The sequence below is a fragment of the Pseudomonas sp. LBUM1645 genome (assembly GCF_059716185.1).
The window spans coordinates 3,230,843-3,251,594 of record NZ_CP166811.1 but is presented as its reverse complement, the minus strand read 5'-3'; the positions used below and the strand labels follow the sequence as shown (position 1 = coordinate 3,251,594).

Below are 20,752 nucleotides of genomic sequence, written 5' to 3'. Positions count from 1 at the left end.
GATGGCCATGGGTTCCAGATTGTCCTTATGCAGCGTGGTGTTCAGCGGTTTCGCCTTCGCCAGCGGCGACTTGCCCGCCCTCGGCAGCACGCCGGCGCACCCCGTCGCCAAGGGTGACCCAGAGACTTGCCATCGACTGCAACAGGACTTCGACATCGACCTGAAAAAGGTCGTGGCGGCTGGCTGCGATCCGTCCACGGAACAGATAGCCAAGCTGATGGACAACCCGGTGGGCAATCTGGTGCTGCTGTTCAACCAATTCGACTACACCGCGCTCAAAGGCCCGCACAGCAACGGCACGCGCATGCTGGGCAAATACAGTTTCATGCCGACCTTCCCGATTTCCCTCGGTGAAGACTGGAACCTGATCAACCGTTTACCCATCAGCTACGTCAGCGCCCCGGTGAACCGCAAGGCCGGCAACCTGATCGGCATGGGCCCCAATGAACTGCTGCATGACCGCGGCGACTTTACCTCGGTGGTGCAGGACCCGTTCGACCGCACCAGCGGCTTCGGCGACCTGGCCTATGTCGGCGTGTTTTCGCCCAAGGAGCCGATCCGCTTCGCCAGGGGCGGCAAGCTGGTCTGGGGGTTCGGCCCGACCGCGATGTTCCCCACAGCTGAAGAAGACGTGCTGGGCACCGGCAAATACTCCCTCGGCCCGGCGTTCGTCGCGGCCTATCTGGGCGAAGACTGGACCTTGGGGCTGTTCCCGCAACACTGGTGGTCGGTGGCTGGCGACAGCAAGCGCAAGGACGTGAGCCTGACCAACATTCAGTACTTCATCCAGCGCAACATCCCCGGCCCCGAGCAATGGCGAGTCGGCATGACGCCCAACATCACCGTCAACTGGAAGGCTGAAGGCGGCAACAAGGTCACCTTCCCCATCGGCCTCGGCGCCGGGCGGATTTTCAATTTCGGCAAGCTGCCGGTACGCATTTCCGGGGAGATTCAGTACTCGGCGATCCACCCGGACGACCTGATCAGCAGCCGCTGGAATTTTCGCTTGTCGTTCATTCCAGTCATTCCAACTTTCATGTTTTGAGCATGCCTTTGAGAAAGGGAACATCCCATGACTGCGCTCCAAGACCTCAACGCCCTGCAAGCCAGCATCGCCGAAGCCGTGCTCGGCCAGGATCAGGTGATCCGCCAGATTATCCTTGGCCTGTTAGCCAACGGACATTTGCTGCTCGAAAGCCTGCCCGGCCTGGCCAAGACCCGCACGGTCAAAGCGCTGGCCAAACACCTAGACGCGAAAATGAGCCGCATCCAGTTCACTCCCGACCTGCTGCCGTCGGACATCACCGGCGCCGAGGTGCTGCACCAGATCGATGGCAAGAACGAGATCCAGTTCCAGCCCGGCCCGCTGTTCGGCAACCTGATTCTGGCGGATGAAATCAACCGCGCGCCGGCCAAGGTTCAGGCCGCGTTGCTGGAAGCCATGGAAGAACGACAAATCACTGTGGCCGGCAACAGCCATGTGTTGCCGGAGCTGTTCATCGTGGTGGCGACCCAGAACCCGATTGAGCAGGAAGGCACTTACCCGCTGCCGGAAGCGCAGATGGACCGGTTCCTGATGAAGGTTCTGCTGGATTACCCGAGTGCGGAAAACGAAAGCCAGGTGCTGCGCCTGTTACGTGAAGAGGAGTTTGCGTTGGGCGCGAAAACGGCTGCGGTGCAAGGCTTCGCGCTGTCCCAGGAGGTGATCTTCGCGGCGCGTCGAGAAGTCAGCGCCGTTCACGTGTCCCCGGCCATCGACCGCTACCTGATCGACCTGATCAATGCCACCCGCCACCCCGCCGATTACGATGCCGACCTCGGTCGCTGGATCGCCATCGGCGCCAGCCCTCGCGGCGGTATCGGCCTGGATCGTTGCGCCCGGGCCGATGCCTGGTTGCAGGGGCAGGATTTTGTCTCGCCGGACAACGTTCGCGCCGTGGTGCATCCGGTGCTGCGTCATCGTCTGCAACTGAGCTATGACGCGGTAGCTGACGGCGTCACTGCCGATCAGGTGCTGGATCGCCTGCTCGACAAAGTCGCGATTCCGGCCTGAGGTTGAAAATGAACAGTGCGGACGGTCTGGTCTATGTCTCTCTGGCGCAGTTGATGGCCCTGGAGTTCAAGGCGCGTGACCTGAGTTTCCTCGCGCGTCAGCCGCAAGGCAGCATTCTCGCCGGCAACCATGCCTCGCGCCTGCGTGGCCGTGGGTTGAACTTCGATGAGCTGCGCCGCTATCAGCCGGGAGACGACTTGCGTCATCTGGATTGGCGGGCGTCGCTGCGCACCGGCAAACCGGTGGTTCGCACCTTCACCGAAGAACGCGACCGCCCGGCGTTGATTCTGGTCGATCAGCGCATGTCGATGTTCTTCGGCTCCCAACGCAGTTTCAAATCCGCCATTGCCGCCGAACTGGGCGCGTTGGCCGCGTGGATGGTATTCCACGCGGGAGATCGGGTCGGCGGCCTGGTGTTCAACGATTTGCGCATCGACGCCATTGCCCCGCTGCGCAGCCGTAAACGTGTCGAAGCGCTGTGCAGTCGCATCGCTGAGCAGAATCAGCAACTGAACGCGGCCAATCCGGACGCCGAAGGTGAGGATCAACTCGACAAGGTGTTACAGCATTGCCTGGCGGTGGCCGGTCACGATCACCTGATTTGCATCGTCAGCGATTTTGCCGGCGCCGGTGAGCGCACGTTGCAGTTGATGCGCCAATTGGCGGCTCACAACGATGTGATTGCGATGCAGGTCTACGACCCGTTGGCGCTGAACCTGCCGAAGAATGGCCGTTTGCTGATCACTCAAGGCCAGTTGCAGGTGGAACTGGCCGTCGAGCAACGCAGCGTTCATCAGCCGCTGGGGGACTTTCTCAGTGGTCGGCTTAGGGACGTCGCCACGTTGCTGCGCCGCAGTCAGGTGCCGCTGATGATGTTCAGCACCGCCACCGAGGCGCAGGAACAATTGCGCGCCGAACTGGGCAAACTCGGCAGAGGTCGGCGATGAACCCGAACATCCCGAGCATCGAGCAACTCAAGGAGATCGCCCTGCCCGCGCCGGTCAGTTATGCGCCGCAGACGTGGGGTTGGTGGGTGTTGCTCTGCCTGTTGGTGATTGCGGTTTTGCTGGTCAGCGCACGGAGGTATTGGCAGTGGCGGCGGGATCGGTATCGGCGCGAGGCGTTGGTGCGTCTGGCTGAACTGCAAAACAGTGATGATCAGCTGCAAGCTCTGCGTGAACTCCCCGAACTGCTGAAACGCGTGGCCCTCTCCATGCCGGGTGCACGCGGTCACTGTAGGAGCTGGCGTAGCCTGCGATCTTTTGGCGGTTTCAAGAACGCTGAAAATCAAGATCAAAAGATCGCAGCCTTCGGCAGCTCCTACAGGGGAAATCCCGCGGCGCTTGGGGGTGAGGGTTGGCAAGCATTTTTGGTGCTGCACAGTTCGCAGCCGTTACCGGCGGACTTCAGCCAGCAACTAGCGCAATTAGCCTATGCGCCCGATGCAACGTTATTGGCGCTACCGAGCGATAAGCGCGATCAACTGTTCGCCACCTGCAAACACTGGGTGGAGCATCACCATGTGGCAGCTTGATTACCCTTGGCTGTTACTCCTTCTGCCAATGCCGTGGTTCGGCTACCGCTACCTGCCCGATTACCGCGAAGCCCGCAGCGCCGTGCGCGTGCCGTTTTTCGCCGCCGTGAGCCGAGCCGTCGGCCAGGCCCCCAGCCAGGCCGGCACCCGCAGCAATCGCTGGCAGTTGCTGCTGAACCTGCTGGTCTGGGCGCTATTGCTGCTGGCCGCCGCTCGCCCGGTGTTGGTCGAAAAACCGATCGAGCGCCAGCAACCGGTGCGTGACCTGATGCTGGCCATCGACATTTCCCAGTCCATGGAAACCACCGATTTCACCGACGCCAACGGTCAGAAAATCAACCGTCTGGCGGCGGTCAAGGACGTGGTTCATGGTTTTATCGACAAGCGCAAAGATGATCGGCTGGGCCTGATCGTGTTCGGCAGTGGTGCTTACCCGCAGGCGCCGCTGACCCTCGATCACGCCAGTCTGTCGCTGTTACTGGACGACACCGGCATCGGCATGGCCGGCCCCAACACGGCCATCGGTGACGCCATCGGTCTGAGCCTGAAACTGCTCGACCAGGCCCACGAACAGGAAAAAGTCCTGATCCTGCTCACCGACGGCAACGACACCAGCAGCGCCATTACCCCGGATCACGCGGCGTCCATGGCGGCCGCCAAAGGCGTGGTCATTCATACCATCGGCATTGGTGACCCTGACGCCTCGGGTGAAGCCAAGGTCAATCTTCAGGGTTTGCAGCAAATCGCCGAGACCACGGGCGGCAAGTTCTTCCGTGCTGAAGATCGCAATGCGCTGGATCAGGTGTACGCCACCCTCGACAAACTCACGCCGCATCAAGTGAAAACCCTCAGTCATCAGCCGAAAAAGGATCTGTTCTGGTGGCCAATGGGAGCCGCGATCGGTTTGCTCGCGCTCTATCACTTGGGCGCCCTGCTCCGTCCGCACCTGACACTCGCGCGTCAGCGGCAGGAGGCTTGAGATGGAGATCAATCTCAGTGACTTCCATTTCCTGCGTCCACTGTGGCTGTTGCTGGTGCCGTTCGGCGCCCTGTTGCCCTGGCTCTGGCGCCGCAGCCGCGACGTGCAACGGCGCTTGCGCAGCAACATTGCCGAACACTTGTTACCGCATTTGCTGATTACGCCGCAGGATCAACAGCGCTTTCGGCCCGTGCATCTGGCGTGCGCGTTGTTGATGCTGGGCGCCATCGCCGCTGCCGGGCCCACTTGGGAACAGGACCGTCCGGACTTTCTGGAAAATCGCGCGCCACTGATCATCGCCATTGACCTGTCGCCGTCCATGGACGCCACCGACATACAGCCAAGTCGTCTGGAAGCGGCCAAACACAAGCTGCATGACCTGATCCAGCGTCGCGCCGGTGTGCGCAGCGGGTTGATCGCCTACGCGGGGAGCGCGCATCTAGTACTGCCGCCGACGGACGACCCGGCCCTGCTCGACACCTTCATTCAAGCCCTGAGCACCGACCTGATCAGCAAACCGGGGAAAAATGTCGGCGCGGTGATCGAGCAAGCCAAACGCCTGCTGATCGCCGAGAAAACGCCGGGAACCCTGCTGCTGATCACCGACGGCGCCGACACCTCACAACTCAGCGGTCTGGACAAGCAACTGGACGACAGCGCGCTGCAAGTGCTGATTCTGGCCGTCGGCAGCGAGGACGGCGGAATCATCCACGACGCCAACGGCCAGCCACGTACCGACAGCAATGGTCGTCCGGCACTCGGCAGTTTTGATCAGGCCGCACTCAAACAGCTTGGATCAACGTTGGATGCGCCGTTGGGTAGCCTGACGCTCAATAACGACGACCTGGACTGGATCGAGCTGCACGCCCAGCAGCATTTCCAGGCTGCCAGCGATGGACAGCGCGAACTGCACTGGAAGGACGCCGGTTACTGGCTGTGCTGGCCGCTATTGCTGATCGCCTTCTTCAGCGTGCGCAAGGGCTGGAGCCTGAACTGGATGGCCGGGTGGTTGCTGGCACTGGGTATTGGCCTGCAACCGGCACCGGCCGAAGCCAATGCGTTGACCGATGCTTTTTTCACCCCTGACCAGCAAGGCCGCTGGGCCTTCGAGCACGAGCACTTCCCGCAGGCTGCCGCGCATTTCGTTGATCCCTACTGGAAAGGCATTGCCGCCTACAACGCCGCCGATTATGACCTGGCACTGGCCAGTTTCGCGCGACTGGACACCCCGCAGGCGTATTTCTACCTGGGCAATATTTACGTGCGCCGCTTCAAGTTTGATCAGGCCATCGCCGCGTATACCCAGGCGTTGAAGGTGCAACCGCAATTCCCTGAAGCCACCGCCAACCTGACCTTGGCCATCGCCTTGCAGAAAGACACCGACAGCGCCGAACAGAACGCGCCCGAGGTCAAACCCGACGACATCAAAATGGACAAGGCGCCGGGCAAGGGCCAGAGCAAACCGGTCGAGACCGAGCAAGCGGCGTCGGATGCGCTGTGGTTGCAGAACCTCAGTACGTCGCCGGCGAAATTCCTGAAGCAGAAATTCAGTTTGCAGGATCAGGCGGGAGGCAAGCCATGATCCGTCTGATAGACCGAGTCGCGGCTATCGCGAGCAAGCTCGCTCCCACAGGGGATTTGCGGTGCATGCAGATCAAATGTGGGAGCGAGCTTGCTCGCGATGGCGGCCTGTCATTCTCCACTGTCATTGGCACCTTGCTCATCTGCCTGATCAGCACCAGCGCTCTGGCCGCCGAACCCGAGCTGCGAATCCAGACCCGCCTGCAACCCGCCGACTCAGTCATGGTCGGCGGCATTCTGGAACTGCAACTCGATGTCCTCACCGACAGCTGGTTCACCGATGCCCCCACCCTGCCCGATCTGAAACTGCCCGGCGCACTGGTGATGCCGCCCGACGGCCACGCTGAACATCTGAATCAGACGCTCGACGGCAAGTCGTTCAACGGCATGCGCTACAGCTACCGGATCACCCCTAATCTGGCCCAGGGTTTCGACATCCCGGCATTGACGGTGCGCGCCACGCCCGGTCAGGCCAGCGCGCCGTTGACAGCCCAAAGCCAGCCACTGCACTTCATTGCCACACAACCACCGGGGTTCCAGCCCGGCGAGCCGGTGCTGGTGGCCCAAGGGCTGCGCTTCACGCAAAAAACCGTCAACTCGGCGACACCCCTGAAGGTCGGTGACAGCCTCACCCGGCAACTGACGTTGCAGGCCGACGACGCCCTGGCCATGTCGCTGCCCGCGCCGTCACTGGAGGATGTCGCCGGCCTCAGCCGTTATCCGAAAGCCGCGCAGATCAGCAACCTCGACGACGGTCGCGGCAATTTCAACGGCGGCCAGCGCATCGACACCGCGACCTATCGGATCGACACCGAAGGCCGCCATAACCTGCCGGCGATCGAGCTGAAATGGTGGGACGCCAGCACTCGCCAGGCTCGCACGGCCCAAGTCCCGGCGGTGACCTTCGATGCCGCGGCCAACAGCGCTTATCGGCCGGTATTTTCGATCACCGAAGACCTGAAAAAACTCGGCCAGAAAAGTCGTCTGCATCTCTCCGGACATTGGTTGGGGCTGTCGGCATTGCTGTTGATCGTGGCGCTGCTCGGCTGGTTTGCCCGTCCGCTCGTCCATCGTGCGTACCTTCGATGGCAGGCCCGACGCCGCGCCCGACACGTCGCCTGGCTGGAATCCGCCGACTACGCCTGGCGGCAAATTCCGGCGCAAATCGACGGCAAACCCGCACAGTTGAGCGCCCTGTACCTGTGGGCCAGACGCAGCCGCATGGGCCTGAAACTGACGAACCTTGGTCCGCGTCTGCAAGACCTGTTGCGCGCCTGTTACAGCCGTCAACCCACCGAAGACCAGGCGCTGCGCCACCTCAAGCAATCATTGGCTACGCTGCATAGTCAGGCCAAACGCGACACAGAATCAGCCGCACCTGCACTACATCCACTCAATCCCGCTCACGAGAAGGATTTCCCATGACGAACCCGATATCGCCCCGCCACCGCTACGGGCTGACGCTGCTGTTAACCCTTGCACTGAGCCTGCCGGCGCTGGCCCAGACCAGCGAGCCCCTGCCTTCGTGGAACGACGGCCCGGCGAAAAAGAACATCATCGAGTTCGTCCAGGCGGTGACCGATCAAAGCAGCAAGGACTTCGTCAAACCCGCCGATCGTATCGCCGTGTTCGACAACGACGGCACGCTGTGGAGCGAGCAGCCGATGTACTTCGAATTGCTGTTTGCCCTGGAAGAGGTCAAGCGCACCGCACCGCAGCACCCGGAATGGGCAACCACCCAACCATTCAAAGCCGTGCTGGAAAATGATCACAAGGCCCTGGGCGAGTCGGGCATGGACGGCATCCTGAAAATCTTCGGTGCCACCCACACCGGCATGACCACCGAAGCCTTCGATGACTACGCCAAAACCTGGCTAACCCAGGCGCGCCATCCGAAAACCGGCAAACCGTACACCGAGATGATCTTCCAGCCGATGCTGGAAATGCTCGACTACCTGCGCAGCCAGAGTTTCAAAACCTACATCGTCTCCGGCGGTGACACCGCGTTCATGCGCGCCTTTGCCGAGAAGGTCTATGGCATCCCGCCGGAACAAGTGATCGGCACCACATTTGTCACCGCCTACCAGCTCAAGGACGGCCAGCCGTCGATCCTGCGCACCGCCAAACTGGCCCACAACGATGATGGCCCGGGCAAGCCGGAAAGCATCGACGCGGTCATCGGCCGGCGTCCGATCCTCGCGTTCGGCAACTCCGACGGCGACCTGCAAATGTTGCAGTGGACTGCCGCCGGGCCGGGCAAACGCTTAATGGGTCTGGTGCATCACACCGACGCCAAACGCGAATGGGCCTACGACCGTCAATCCCAGATCGGTCGTCTGGACAAGGCCCTGGACGAAGCAAAAACCCGCGGCTGGACTATCGTGGATATGGCCGCCGAATGGCGCCGGATCTATCCCTTCGAGGCCGCCGCACCCGAGCAAGTGCAATAAAAAAGCGTAATGCAGGACTGCAAAAAACGTTTGTCGCGCTTGAGCGACGCAAGTGAGCAAAGGAGCAAAGGAGCAAGTCAGATGACTCGCATACACAAGTGGCTACCGAAATTCGCCCTGGTGGCAGCCTCGGTGATGGCGATTTCGGCAACAGCCGGAGCCGCTGAAAAACCCAACATTCTAGTGATCTTTGGCGATGACATCGGCCAGACCAACATCAGCGCCTATTCCATGGGCGTGGTCGGGTACAAGACTCCAAACATCGACCGGATTGCCAAAGAAGGCATGATGTTCACCGACTATTACGCGGAGAACAGCTGCACGGCTGGACGCTCATCCTTCATCACCGGCCAGACGCCGTTGCGTACCGGCCTGTCGAAAGTCGGTATACCGGGTGCCCCGGTGGGCCTGCAAAAACGCGACATCACCATCGCCCAGGCACTCAAGTCCCAGGGTTATGCAACCGGCCAGTTCGGTAAAAACCACTTGGGCGACAAAGATGAATACTTGCCGACCAACCACGGGTTCGACGAGTTCTTCGGCAACCTGTATCACCTCAACGCCGAAGAAGAACCTGAGCGTCCGTACTGGCCAAAAGACGATGCCGAGTTCGTCAAGGCCAACACTCCGCGCGGCGTGATCCACAGTTTCGCCGACGGCAAGATCGAAGACACCGGCGCGCTGACCACCAAGCGCATGGAAACCATCGACGACGAAACCACCGCCGCTGCGCAGGCGTTCATCGAGAAACAGGCCAAGGCGGACAAACCGTTCTTCGTCTGGATGAACACCACCCGCATGCACGTGTTCACCCACGTGCGCGATTCGATGAAGGGCCAGAGCGGCATGCCCGGCAACGAGTATGCGGACGGCATGCTCGAGCACGACGGTGACGTCGGCAAACTGCTGAAAACCCTCGACGACCTGAAAATCACCGACAACACCATCGTCGTCTACACCACCGACAACGGCCCGAACCAGTTCTCCTGGCCGGACGCGGCGACCACGCCGTTCCGCAACGAGAAGAACTCCAACTGGGAAGGCGCCTACCGGGTACCGGCGATTGTTCGCTGGCCGGGCAAGATCAAGGCGGGTGAAGTCTCCAACGAGATGTTCTCGGGCATGGACTGGTTCCCGACCCTGCTCGCGGCGGCTGGCGATGCCGACGTGAAAGGCAAGCTGCTCAAAGGCTGGGCACCGACATCGGGTGGCAACAACTTCAAAGTGCACCTGGACGGTTTCAACCAACTGCCGTACCTGACGGGCCAACAACCGAAAGGCGAGCGTAAGGAGTTCTACTACTTCAACGACGACGGCGTGCTGGTCTCGATGCGCTTCGATAACTGGAAAGTGGTGTTCTGCGAACAACGCGAACCCGGCGGCTTTAAAGTCTGGAGCGAACCGTTCGTGTGCCTGCGCGTGCCGAAAATCCTCAACCTGAGGATGGACCCGTACGAACGGGCCGACGTGGTTTCCGATCAGTATTACGATTGGCAAACCAAAAACGTCTACCTGGCCGCTCAAGCAGTACAGAAGTCTGCGGGGTTCCTGCAAACGTTCATCGAGTATCCGCCAAGCCAGAAACCGGCCAGCTTCAGCATTGATCAGATCCGTGCGGCCGTGGATGCAAAAATCGCGGAAAAAATGAAGAACCAGCCTGCACAGTAAGACCGCTCGACCGCCGTTCGCCTTCACCGGCGAGCGGCCCTATTTCCAGGATGTGAACACATTCACTGTAGGAGCTGCCGCAGGCTGCGATCTTTTGATCTTCAGCCTTCAAGATCAAAAGATCGCAGCCTGCGGCAGCTCCTACGCCGGTTCGTGTTCGATTCAAATTTTGCACAAGGCAATCCACAATGTCCTCACGTGTCGCCAGCAAGTCGTCGGCCATCCCTGCCACTCAGATCGCCACCCCGGCGCTGCTGATTCCCGCCCTGCTGCTGTTCGTCTCCGGTGCCGCGGCGCTGGTGTATCAGGTGCTGTGGATCAAGCAGCTGTCGCTGGTGGTCGGCGTCGAGGTGTACGCCATCACCACCGGGATCAGCGCATTTTTTGCCGGATTGGCGTTAGGCGGTTTGTTGTTCGGCCGATGGGCCGACCGCTTGCAAAAGCCGATTCTGCTCTATGCAGGGCTGGAAGTGCTGGTGGCCGTACTCGGTGTCGGTGCGACCTTCGCCATGAGCCTCGCGGCCAGCCCGTTTGCCTGGCTGGAACAGCAAGTCGGCCTGCTGGCCTGGGTGTTGCCGTTTGCGCTGGTGAGCATTCCGGCGCTGCTGATGGGCGGCACCCTGCCAGTGCTGGTTCGTTCGTTGGCAGCAAACCCGCAACAACTGGGCAAGGCCGGCGGGCAGCTCTATGCGGCGAACACCGCCGGGGCCATCGCCGGCACCCTGCTCGCCACGTTTGTGTTGATTGCGACCCTCGGTGTGCGCGGCAGTGCCTTGGCCGCGGCCATGCTGAACCTGCTGGCCGCCGTCGGTGCCTTGTGGCTTCAACGCCACCGCTCGCTGCCGAGCGATGCTGCGCCGGTCAAGCACCACGCCGACAAAGCACCCGACCGCGTTGCCTTGTGGCTGTATTCAATTGCTGGTGGCGTGGCCCTCGGATACGAAGTGGTTTGGTCGCAATCGATCGTACAGTTCATGAGCACCCGTACTTACGCCTTTGCGGTGGTGCTGGCGACGTACCTCACCGGGCTGTTTCTCGGCAGCATCCTGCTGGCCCGTCGGGTTGACCGCATTCGCGATCCCTGGGGTGTGTTCGGTTTGCTGATTGCCGGTGCCGGGCTCGTCGCGTTGCTGGAAATCGCCTTGCTCGGACGCTGGCTGGTGGTCGCCCAAAGCCTGGCCGAAACCTGGGTGTTGTCGTTGGGTGCGAGTGACCTGCTGGGCATGACCGCGCGGTTTGCGGTGGCGGCAGTGAGCATCGTGTTTGTACCCACCCTGCTGCTCGGCGCCGCATTTCCGTTGGCCCTGCGTTTGAGCGTCGGCCGCGAGCGGGTCGGTCAGGCTGTCGGCGCGGTGGTAGCGTTCAATACGCTGGGCGGGATTGTCGGGGTGATGCTCTGCGGGTTTGTGCTGATCCCGTTGCTGGGGCTGGTCCGAACCCTGGGCCTGCTGGCGATTGTCGCCGCCGGGATTGGGTACTTCGCGGTGCGCAAGGGTCATGGGGTCAAGAAAGGACGACGCCAGGCTGTGGTCGCTATCGGCCTGTTGTCGATTGCGGTGGCCGTTTTTACGCCCGTAAACAAACTCGCCAGCCTGCTTCCCGGTGCACGCAACGGCACTCTGGCTTTTTACGAAGAAGGACGCGGTGGAACCGTCGCCGTGGTCACTCAGGGCAAAGGACAAAAAGCGTTCCAGCGTTTGTACATCCAGGGTGTATCCAACACCGGCGACGCCATGCCGTCCCTGCGCTACATGCGTATCCAGGCGCTGTTGCCGCTGCTGATCCACAATGGCGAACCGCGCTCGGCGCTGGTGATCGGTTTTGGCACCGGCATCACCGCGGGTGCCCTGACCCGCTATCCGGGGCTGGAGCATCGTGTCGTGGCCGAGTTGCTGCCATCGGTGGTCAAAGCTGCGCCGTTGTTCAAAGGCAACTTCAATGCGGCCGCTGACCCTAGCGTTGACGTACGCCTGCAGGATGGCCGGCAGGAACTGCTGCGCAACCCACAGCGCTACGACTTGATCACCCTCGAACCACCACCGCCCTCCGCTGCTGGCGTGGTGAATTTGTATTCCCGGGACTTCTATCAATTGGCTGCCAATCGCCTGGAGAAACAAGGCCTGGTCGCTCAGTGGTTGCCACTGCCCACCCAGAACATCGACGATTCGCGGTCACTGGTGCGCAGCTTTCTCGACGTCTTCCCCTACGCCACCCTGTGGACCAGCGAGTTCCACGAAATGCTGCTGGTGGGCTCGATGGAACCGATCGAACTGGACGCGGTGAAAATCAGCCAACGCTTTCAACAGGAAACGGTGCGCAGCACCTTGCAGGACGTGGGCATTGGCTCCGCTGCAGCGTTGCTCTCGACCTGGGTCACCGATCGTACAGGCCTGGAGCGTTTTGTTGCCGACGCCCAACCGGTGACCGACGATCAGCCGCGTATCGAATATGCGCCGTGGGTGCGGGCCAAAGAAATCAGCCGCGTACTGCCGGCCTTGCTGGACCTGCGCATAGCGCCACCGCTGGTGAATGCCGATGCGGGTTTCAACGAACGGATGAACGCACACCAGCAACGCCTGATGCAGTTCTATCGGGCGAGTCTGCATGCTTATGACGGTGACCGCGACGCGTGGGCCAGGGATATTCGCGAGGTGATGCGCGGGGATGGGGGGAATCCGTATTTTCGGTGGTTTGTCGGGGAGTGATACAGCGCCTGCACAGTGGATCACAACCGTCATTTGACAGACGCCGGCCATCCGGCAAAGCTGCGTCGAGCTTGAACGCGCGCCTGACGGCAAACGCACCCGGACTATGGAAGTCGCAATGCCGAAACATAAAAATAAAGCGGTACAGCCAAACCCTGATTCGCCACCGACCTTGATTAACCGTTACCTGTTTCCCATCACCATCGGCGTTTTGCTATTGGCCGTCGCGGGCATCGGCTGGTTTCTGTTCAGCAGCAAACCGGCCCCCGTGACTTATGCGCCTGTCAGTACGCCGGTCGCTCAGCCGGCCAAACCGCAACCGGTCGCCGTGGCGCCGGCGACGATGGTCGAAGAGCAACAATGCCAAGGCTGCCACAGCGAGCAGGTCAAGGACTGGCAAGGCTCCCATCACCAATTGGCAATGCAGGAAGCCAACGCCGAGACGATGCTGGGCGACTTCAAAAACGTCACTTTCAAAGCGGAAAACGAAACCAGCCGTTTCTCGCGCAAGGGCAACGAATTCTGGGTCAACACCCCCGGCATTGACGGCAAGAATGCCGACTTCAAGGTCGCCTATACCTTCGGCATCGCGCCATTACAGCAATACCTGATCGAGGTCGGCGAAGGTCGGTTGCAGGCCCTCGGCGTGGCCTGGGATACCGAAAAGCACCGCTGGTTTCACCTCTATCCGGGCCAGGGCGTGAACTTCAAAGACCCGTTGCACTGGAGCAAGCCGAGCCAGAACGCCAACTTCATGTGCGTCGAGTGCCACACCACCGGTTACAAACGCAATTTCGATGCTGCGAAAAACACCTTCGACAGCCATTGGAATAGTCTCGGTGTCGGCTGTCAGGCTTGCCATGGTCCGGCCTCCAACCACCTGGCATGGACGGCAAAAAAAGGTGACCTGGTCCATGCCGGTTTTGCCGTCGACCTGAAGGACAAGAACGCCACTGTCGAAATCGAAACCTGTGCCCGCTGCCACTCGCGCCGCGCGCCATTGGGTGACGGCTTCACCGCCGGCAAGCGCCTGATGGATGACTACCTGCCGAGCCCCCTGACCCGCGAGTTGTACGCACTGGACGGCAAGATCAAGGACGAAGTGTTCGAACACGGCTCCTTTGCCCAGAGCAAAATGTTCGACAAGGGTGTGCGCTGCAGTAACTGCCACAACCCGCACAGCACCGAGCTCAAGGCACCGGGCAACGGTGTCTGCCTGCAATGCCACAACACCGCCGGCAAGACCTCGGTAGACGGTGTCGACGGCAAAGGGCTGCAAGCGAAGAACTACGATTCCATCGAACACACCCGCCACACCATGGGCCAACCGGGTTCGCAATGCGTGGATTGCCATATGCCCGGCAAGTTCTACATGGGCAATGACTTCAGGCATGACCACAGTTTCAGCATCCCCAACCCTGAGCGGGCGAAAAAACTCGGCACGCCGGACGCTTGCCTGACCTGTCACCAGGGCAAGGCTGGCGACAAGGTCACCGAGCAATTCAAGCTCTGGAACACCACCACCGCGCAGGTACCGCGTTACGACGAAAGCCTGTGGCTGATTCGCAACGGTCAGCCCGGAGCGGCGCAAGCCTTGTACGAGCAGCTTCAACTTAGCCATTTGCCAGCGATTCAGCGCGCGACCCTACTCGCCGAGTTGCCGCTGTATCCCAGCGAACAGGCATTGAAACTGGCCACCCAGGACTTGAACAACCCGGCCCCGCAAGTGCGTGAAAGCGCCGTCCGGGCGATCAGCGCGTTCCTGCCGCCACCGGAGCGCGCGCCGCTGCTGACGCCGTTGCTGGGCGATCCGGTGAAGGCTGTGCGGATTGTCGCGGCCCGGGATCTGCTGAGCGTGGCCCGTAATGGCTTAGGCAGCGCCCAGGACAACTGGAATGCAGCCATCGCCGAATACGAGGAAGTCCAGAAGAGCCTGGCCGAACGCGCCGAAGCCAACCTCAACCTCGCCATGCTTTATCAGGCCAGCGGTCGTAGCGGTGAAGTAGAAGCGCTGCTGCGCACAGCCCTCAAGCGCGATCCGGATTTCTACCCGGCGCTGGTGACGCTGGTGCAATGGCTGGAGGCTAACGGCCGCAATCAGGAAGCTCAGACGCTGCTGGCGCAGAGCCTGAAAGAACATCCAGATGCCGCCCTGCTGCAACACACTCAAGGCCTGTCGCTGGTGCGCGCGGGCAAATCAGCTCAGGCCATGCCGGCCCTGCACAAAGCGGCGCAACTGGAGCCACAAAACGCCCAATACGGTTACGTGTTGGCGGTGGCGTTGCACGACAGCGGCAAGGTCGATGAAGCTTGCGTGGAGTTGGAGCGATTGTTGAAAGTGCAGCCGGCCAATCGCAATGCCCGGTTGTCGTTGATCCAGTACTACCTGGATAACGGGCAGGAACCGAAGGCGCAGGTGTTGCTGCAAGGCTGGAAGAAAATGAACATGGGGGATCCGGCGTTGAAGTGATGGGGGGCTGATCCAAAGGCCCCTCGCGAGCAAGCTCGCTCCCACAATGGATCTCTGGTGTACACGGATTGTGTGGCCACAACAGACCCACTGTGGGAGCGAGCTTGCTCGCGATGAGGCCGGCGCAGACGACAACAATCTCGGCTCTGAACTACCAGGACGACCCACTCTTCAACGCCAACTCCCGCCGACTATTCGCCCGCATCGCCTTGATCAACGACACCGTCCCCACCAGCAAAATCGCCGCGCCAAACAGGAAGTCAATGTTGTACAACTGAAAGTCGTGCAACGGCCCCACCAGAAACACCCGGATCGCCCCGATACTCACCAGCGTGGCGAGAAAATCAATACCCGGCTCGTCGCGATAAAACACATGCATCAGCGGCAGGCAAATCACCAGCAGTAACAGCAAGACGATCACCTTGAACGAGCCTTTGCGCTCGACGCTGAACGCGCATTCGTTGGCGGCGTAAGGCTTGTAATCCTCGTCGCGAACCAACGGGTTTTTCTCATTGATGTACTCGACCCGGTTGTACTTCTGAATGGGCGTAAAGGTGTTCGACATCTCCATCACCGTGGTGATGTGACGAAAGCGCAGGTCGATGCGCTCATTGCCCTTGAGGTAATACAGCACCGGTTTGTAGCCATAGCGGTAGGTGTCGAAGGGAAACTCGGTGGCGCGCCCCTGCACGCCAATCGGTCGCGGTTCGAGCTCCGCGTAAGCACTTTTGTTGTCTGAAGCGAGGTTACGGCTCAGGGGTTTGATTTTGACCTGTTCGAGGAAAATCGGCGTGGCGCCGTAGGACCATTGCAGCGGTTCCAGGCGCAGGCGCAGCTCGTTACGGCCCAGGTCGTAGCGGTTGAAAGTGCGCTCGGAAACAATCAACGCGCCACTGAGCATGAACTCGCCACGCAGGTTGTTGGTGATGCGCAGGGTCAGCTGATCCTTGCCAAGCGACAGCGCATCGGCGGCCGGTGGCGTGCCGCACCAGGCGTAACTGTCGAACGCACCACCCAACTGCCCGCCGCGGTTTTCCTGGAACACATAAAAGTAACCGCCCCACAGGGTCAACATCAGTAGAAACGCGGTCAACCCTAAAATCTTCTTGCCCACACTCAAACCAGACTCCTTTCCGTACGACTTCCTTATGAGGTGCGGACTCTACCAAAGTGCCATCACTGCCCAAAGCAAAAAGATCGCAGCCTGCGGCAGCTCCTACAACGGCCGTGTACATCCGCAATGTTTCAGATTTACGCAATCGCGTGTAGGAGCTGCCGCAGGCTGCGATCTTTTGATCTTCCCGTTTTTTACCGCCGTCGAAACAACGGCCGCGGCTCAATCACCGAACGCCCATACAACACGCTCATCCCGGCCAGCCCCTTGAGCGCATCCTCGGCGGACTTGTCCTCACGCACCGCGAAGCTGTCGAACCCGCATTGACGCATGTGGCTGAGTTGATCGCGCAGTACGTCGCCGACCGCGCGCAACTCGCCCGTCCAGCCCAATCGAGTGCGCAACAAGTACGCCTGGCTGTAACCGCGACCGTCACGGAAACTCGGAAAGTCGAGGGCAATCAGCGGCAGGTGTGAAAACCACTGTTTGAGACTTTCCACCTCATCGTCCGGCCCCAACCACACGCCCTTTTGCGGTGGACCTTCAAGCCAACGGGCCAACGGCAGAATCACCGCACCCGCCGGCCATTCATCGTTGACATCCCTGACCAGGGTCCATGGATCATCAGCGACAATCCGCGCCACACCCTCCTCCAGTCGCAGCAAATTGTTCATGCCGACACCTCCAGCAGCTTCGGATAGACCTGCTCTTTGAACGGTTCCAGACCGATGCGCTGCAAGGTATCGACGAACACTTCCTCGCTCTCGCGGTAATTGACGAACGTGGCGATGATCTGCTCGATCACCTCGGGCACTTCGGCGGCGCTGAAGGACGGGCCGATGACTTTGCCCAGTGCGCTGTTCTTGCCCTGGGCCCCGCCGAGGGTGATCTGGTACCACTCGCTGCCGTTCTTATCGACCCCCAGAATGCCGATGTTGCCGATGTGGTGGTGGCCGCAGGCGTTCATGCAGCCGGAAATGTTCAGGCTGATGTCGCCCAGATCATGCAGATAATCGAGGTCTTCGAAGCGTGCCTGAATGGCTTGCGCGATAGGGATCGACTTGGCATTGGCCAGCGCGCAGAAGTCGCCGCCGGGGCAGGCAATGATGTCGGTCAGCAAACCGATGTTGGCGCAGCCCAGCCCCTGTTCGCAGGCCAGGCACCAGAGCGTGTAGAGATCAGCCTTGGGCACGTCGGGCAACACAATGTTCTGTTCATGGGCGATGCGAATTTCGCCAAAACCGAACTGCTCGGACCAGTCGGCCACCGCCTCCATTTGCTCGGCCGTGACATCACCCGGCGGTGAGGCAATGCCCGGTTTGGTCGACAGCACCACGCTGGCATAGCCCGGCACTTTGTGCGGCTGAACGTTGCGCGACACCCAACGGGCGAAGGCCGGGTTTTCGGACAGGCGCGTGCCGAAGTCGAGGTCGGTGTCCGCCAGAGCGCGGTAATCCGGCGGTACAAAGGCACTGGCCACGCGCTCATACTCGACGTCGGTCAACTGCGCCGGGCCGTCCTTGAGGTACTGCCACTCCTCCTCCACTTCCCGGGCAAAGGCTTCGATGCCCAGCGCCTTGACCAGAATCTTGATCCGCGCCTTGTACTTGTTGTCGCGCCGACCGTGGCGGTTGTAGACCCGCAGCACCGCCTCGACGTAGGACAGCAAATGCTGCCACGGCAACCCTTCGCGAATCTGTAAACCAAGGATCGGCGTGCGCCCCAACCCGCCGCCAACGATGACTCGCAGCAGCATTTGCCCGTCGGTGCCCGGGTAAAGATAGAGGCCGATGTCGTGCATCATGATCGCCGCCCGGTCCTGTTCCGCCGAGCAGATGGCGATCTTGAACTTGCGCGGCAGGAACAGGAATTCCGGGTTGATGGTCGACCACTGCCGCAGGATTTCCGCCAGCGGCCGCGGGTCGATCATTTCATCCGCCGCCACCCCGGCAAAGGCTTCGGTGGTGATGTTGCGCACACAGTTGCCGGAGGTCTGGATCGCATGCTTTTCCACTTGCGCCAGGCGTTCGAGGATGTCCGGCACCTGGGCCAGTTCGATCCAGTTGAACTGCATGTTCTGCCGCGTGGTGAAGTGGCCGTAGCCACGGTCGTAATCCCGGGCGATGCTCGCCAGCGTGCGCATCTGCGGCGCGCTTAACGTGCCGTAAGGAATCGCCACGCGCAGCATGTAGGCGTGCTTTTGCATGTACAGGCCGTTTTGCAAACGTAGCGGCAGGAATTCTTCTTCGCTCAACTCATCCGCCATGAAACGTTCGACCTGATCGCGAAACTGCGCGACCCGCTCAAAGACCAGGGCCCGGTCATAGTCATCGTACTGATACATGTGGCTACCTCATCAGGATTGATCGCACGCTCTGCCCCGTAGCAGCTGTCGAGCACCGCGAGGCTGCGTTCGACTGCGTAGCAGTCGCGAAATCAAGCGACTCGGTGAGTCAGGTAAACCGGGTACGCAGGGTTTACGACTGCTGCGCAGCCGAACGCAGCCTCGCGGTGCTCGACAGCTGCTACGGGTCTGGCGGTGCTTGTGATAGCGACTATGGACCTGCGGCGCAGCACGTTACAGATTCACCTGAATGCTAAAAAACCGTATCAGACTGCGGCTGATCACCGCAGGCATGCGCTTTATCTGATCCGCATAAACTCGGTTTTTCTGAGTCTGTTTTGTTTCCGGCGGGGTTTCTACAGTGGGCGACATGCCAGTCCGGGTGGCCTGGCAAGACTTTGCAACCGTGGAAGCATTGACCATGAGCACAGCAACAATCGGACAGGCCTATAACTACAAGGTCGTCCGCCAATTCGTCGTGGCAACCGTGGTATGGGGTGTCGTGGGGATGGCGATGGGGGTGTGGATCGCCTCGCAACTGGTATGGCCGCAGATGAACCTCGACCTGCCGTGGACCACCTTCGGCCGCTTGCGCCCGCTGCACACCAGCCTGGTAATTTTCGGCTTTGCCGGCAGCGCGCAATTCGCCGCCAGTTACTACGCGGTGCAGCGCACCTGCCAGGTGCGGCTGTTTTCGGACAAGCTCGCGGCCTTCACCTTTTGGGGCTGGCAGTCGGTGATCGTGGTGATGCTGATCACCCTGCCGCTGGGCTACACCACCACCAAGGAATACGCCGAGATCGAATTCTCCGGCGCGGTGTGGATGACGGTGGTCTGGGTCGCTTACGCCATCGTGTTTTTCACCACCGTGGTGCAGCGCAAGACCAAACACATCTACGTCGGCAACTGGTTCTTCGGCGCGTTCATCGTGGTGATCGCCATGCTGCACGTGGTCAATCACTTGGCGATTCCGGTGGACTGGTTCAAGTCCTATCCGGTGTATTCCGGGGCAACCGACGCCATGGTGCAGTGGTGGTACGGGCACAACGCGGTGGGCTTCTTCCTGACCACCGGGTTCCTCGGAATGATGTATTACTTCGTGCCGAAACAGGTTGGGCGGCCGGTGTATTCCTATCGGTTGTCGATCGTGCACTTCTGGGCGCTGATCACCCTGTACATCTGGGCCGGCCCGCACCACTTGCATTACACCGCGCTGCCGGACTGGGCGCAGTCACTGGGCATGGCGATGTCGCTGATCCTGCTGGCACCGAGTTGGGGCGGGATGATCAACGGCATGATGACGCTCTCGGGTGCCTGGCATAAATTGCGCACCGACCCGATCCTGCGTTTTTTGGTGTTGTCCCTGGCCTTCTACGGCATGTCGACCTTCGAAGGCCCGATGATGGCGATCAAGACGGTCAACGCCCTCTCCCACTACACCGACTGGACCATCGGCCACGTCCACGCCGGCGCTTTGGGTTGGGTGGCAATGATCACCTTCGGTTCGCTGTACCACATGATCCCGAAAGTCTTCGGCCGCGAGCAGATGTACAGCACGCCGCTGATCAACCTGCACTTCTGGCTGGCGACCATCGGCACCGTGCTGTACATCGCCTCGATGTGGGTCAACGGCATCACCCAAGGCTTGATGTGGCGTGCGATCAACGATGACGGCACGCTGACCTACTCCTTCGTCGAAGCCTTGCAGGCCAGCCATCCAGGGTTCGTGGTGCGCTTCGCTGGCGGGGTGTTCTTCCTCAGCGGCATGTTGCTGATGGCTTACAACGTCTGGCGCACGGTGCGGGTTTCGGACGTCGAAATGGCCCACCGCGACGCGCAGATTGCCTGAGGCAA

The 20,752-nt window shown here is 60.8% G+C and carries 15 protein-coding genes; 12 read left to right on the top strand and 3 right to left on the bottom strand.

The features are described from left to right. Nucleotides 1-7 precede the first annotated feature (7 nt). The 11 genes from ACA079_RS14650 (at nt 8) to ACA079_RS14600 (ending at nt 15,440) form a co-directional block, all read left to right on the top strand. On the top strand, nt 8-1,045 hold the full coding sequence (locus ACA079_RS14650; RefSeq protein ID WP_497704073.1) for a hypothetical protein: 1,038 nt from the start codon (nt 8-10) through the stop codon (nt 1,043-1,045). Between the two features lie 27 nt (nt 1,046-1,072). Beyond that, complete coding sequence (locus ACA079_RS14645; protein WP_436273944.1) at nt 1,073-2,053, top strand: AAA family ATPase; 981 nt, start codon at nt 1,073-1,075, stop codon at nt 2,051-2,053. Nucleotides 2,054-2,061: 8 nt separating this feature from the next. Continuing rightward, nucleotides 2,062-3,000 (top strand): DUF58 domain-containing protein, encoded by a 939-nt coding sequence (locus tag ACA079_RS14640; RefSeq protein WP_497704072.1) that lies wholly within the window; start codon nt 2,062-2,064, stop codon nt 2,998-3,000. Then, on the top strand, nt 2,997-3,587 hold the full coding sequence (locus tag ACA079_RS14635; RefSeq protein WP_497704071.1) for a DUF4381 domain-containing protein: 591 nt from the start codon (nt 2,997-2,999) through the stop codon (nt 3,585-3,587). Before ACA079_RS14640 ends, ACA079_RS14635 begins: the two co-directional genes overlap by 4 nt. After that, nucleotides 3,574-4,566 carry a vWA domain-containing protein gene (locus tag ACA079_RS14630; RefSeq protein ID WP_497704070.1) on the top strand — a complete coding sequence of 331 codons (993 nt, stop codon included), beginning with the start codon at nt 3,574-3,576 and terminating at the stop codon, nt 4,564-4,566. Before ACA079_RS14635 ends, ACA079_RS14630 begins: the two co-directional genes overlap by 14 nt. A gap of 1 nt (nt 4,567) precedes the next feature. Next, complete coding sequence (locus ACA079_RS14625; RefSeq protein ID WP_497704069.1) at nt 4,568-6,148, top strand: VWA domain-containing protein; 1,581 nt, start codon at nt 4,568-4,570, stop codon at nt 6,146-6,148. Next, a complete protein-coding gene (locus ACA079_RS14620; RefSeq protein ID WP_497704068.1) occupies nt 6,145-7,572 on the top strand; it encodes a BatD family protein in 1,428 nt (475 codons plus the stop codon). Before ACA079_RS14625 ends, ACA079_RS14620 begins: the two co-directional genes overlap by 4 nt. Then, the gene (locus tag ACA079_RS14615; protein ID WP_497704067.1) at nt 7,569-8,597 is read left to right on the top strand and encodes an HAD family hydrolase; all 1,029 of its coding nucleotides are present in this window, start codon (nt 7,569-7,571) and stop codon (nt 8,595-8,597) included. The genes ACA079_RS14620 and ACA079_RS14615 overlap by 4 nt, the downstream gene beginning before the upstream one ends. Before the next feature lie 81 nt (nt 8,598-8,678). Continuing rightward, the gene (locus tag ACA079_RS14610; RefSeq protein ID WP_497704066.1) at nt 8,679-10,265 is read left to right on the top strand and encodes an arylsulfatase; all 1,587 of its coding nucleotides are present in this window, start codon (nt 8,679-8,681) and stop codon (nt 10,263-10,265) included. A 188-nt stretch (nt 10,266-10,453) separates the two neighbouring features. Beyond that, complete coding sequence (locus tag ACA079_RS14605; protein WP_497704065.1) at nt 10,454-12,970, top strand: fused MFS/spermidine synthase; 2,517 nt, start codon at nt 10,454-10,456, stop codon at nt 12,968-12,970. Nucleotides 12,971-13,088: 118 nt separating this feature from the next. Next, nucleotides 13,089-15,440, top strand: a complete 2,352-nt coding sequence (locus ACA079_RS14600; RefSeq protein WP_497704064.1) for a tetratricopeptide repeat protein — start codon at nt 13,089-13,091, stop codon at nt 15,438-15,440. 151 nt (nt 15,441-15,591) lie between these two features. Here ACA079_RS14600 and ACA079_RS14595 read toward each other — a convergent pair whose 3' ends face one another. From ACA079_RS14595 to nirA, 3 genes are all read right to left on the bottom strand, one after another. Beyond that, nucleotides 15,592-16,560: a hypothetical protein gene (locus tag ACA079_RS14595; RefSeq protein WP_497704063.1), complete on the bottom strand. Its 969-nt coding sequence runs from the start codon at nt 16,558-16,560 to the stop codon at nt 15,592-15,594. A gap of 188 nt (nt 16,561-16,748) precedes the next feature. After that, nucleotides 16,749-17,228 carry a DUF934 domain-containing protein gene (locus ACA079_RS14590; RefSeq protein WP_497704062.1) on the bottom strand — a complete coding sequence of 160 codons (480 nt, stop codon included), beginning with the start codon at nt 17,226-17,228 and terminating at the stop codon, nt 16,749-16,751. Further along, the gene (nirA, locus tag ACA079_RS14585) at nt 17,225-18,898 is read right to left on the bottom strand and encodes a nitrite reductase NirA (protein WP_497704061.1); all 1,674 of its coding nucleotides are present in this window, start codon (nt 18,896-18,898) and stop codon (nt 17,225-17,227) included. The genes ACA079_RS14590 and nirA overlap by 4 nt, the downstream gene beginning before the upstream one ends. Before the next feature lie 421 nt (nt 18,899-19,319). On the opposite strand from nirA, the gene ccoN reads away from it, so the two are divergent. Further along, the gene (gene ccoN, locus ACA079_RS14580) at nt 19,320-20,747 is read left to right on the top strand and encodes a cytochrome-c oxidase, cbb3-type subunit I (protein ID WP_415768831.1); all 1,428 of its coding nucleotides are present in this window, start codon (nt 19,320-19,322) and stop codon (nt 20,745-20,747) included. Nucleotides 20,748-20,752: the final 5 nt, after the last annotated feature.

Excerpts from the sequence above, each read along its gene's own strand:
- ACA079_RS14650 (WP_497704073.1), top strand. The coding sequence starts at position 8 with ATGGGTTCCAGATTGTCCTTATGCAGCGTGGTGTTCAGCGGTTTCGCC.
- ACA079_RS14645 (WP_436273944.1), top strand. The coding sequence starts at position 1,073 with ATGACTGCGCTCCAAGACCTCAACGCCCTGCAAGCCAGCATCGCCGAA.
- ACA079_RS14640 (WP_497704072.1), top strand. The coding sequence starts at position 2,062 with ATGAACAGTGCGGACGGTCTGGTCTATGTCTCTCTGGCGCAGTTGATG.
- ACA079_RS14635 (WP_497704071.1), top strand. The coding sequence starts at position 2,997 with ATGAACCCGAACATCCCGAGCATCGAGCAACTCAAGGAGATCGCCCTG.
- ACA079_RS14630 (WP_497704070.1), top strand. The coding sequence starts at position 3,574 with ATGTGGCAGCTTGATTACCCTTGGCTGTTACTCCTTCTGCCAATGCCG.
- ACA079_RS14625 (WP_497704069.1), top strand. The coding sequence starts at position 4,568 with ATGGAGATCAATCTCAGTGACTTCCATTTCCTGCGTCCACTGTGGCTG.
- ACA079_RS14620 (WP_497704068.1), top strand. The coding sequence starts at position 6,145 with ATGATCCGTCTGATAGACCGAGTCGCGGCTATCGCGAGCAAGCTCGCT.
- ACA079_RS14615 (WP_497704067.1), top strand. The coding sequence starts at position 7,569 with ATGACGAACCCGATATCGCCCCGCCACCGCTACGGGCTGACGCTGCTG.
- ACA079_RS14610 (WP_497704066.1), top strand. The coding sequence starts at position 8,679 with ATGACTCGCATACACAAGTGGCTACCGAAATTCGCCCTGGTGGCAGCC.
- ACA079_RS14605 (WP_497704065.1), top strand. The coding sequence starts at position 10,454 with ATGTCCTCACGTGTCGCCAGCAAGTCGTCGGCCATCCCTGCCACTCAG.
- ACA079_RS14600 (WP_497704064.1), top strand. The coding sequence starts at position 13,089 with ATGCCGAAACATAAAAATAAAGCGGTACAGCCAAACCCTGATTCGCCA.
- ACA079_RS14590 (WP_497704062.1), bottom strand. The coding sequence starts at position 17,228 with ATGAACAATTTGCTGCGACTGGAGGAGGGTGTGGCGCGGATTGTCGCT.
- nirA (WP_497704061.1), bottom strand. The coding sequence starts at position 18,898 with ATGTATCAGTACGATGACTATGACCGGGCCCTGGTCTTTGAGCGGGTC.
- ccoN (WP_415768831.1), top strand. The coding sequence starts at position 19,320 with ATGAGCACAGCAACAATCGGACAGGCCTATAACTACAAGGTCGTCCGC.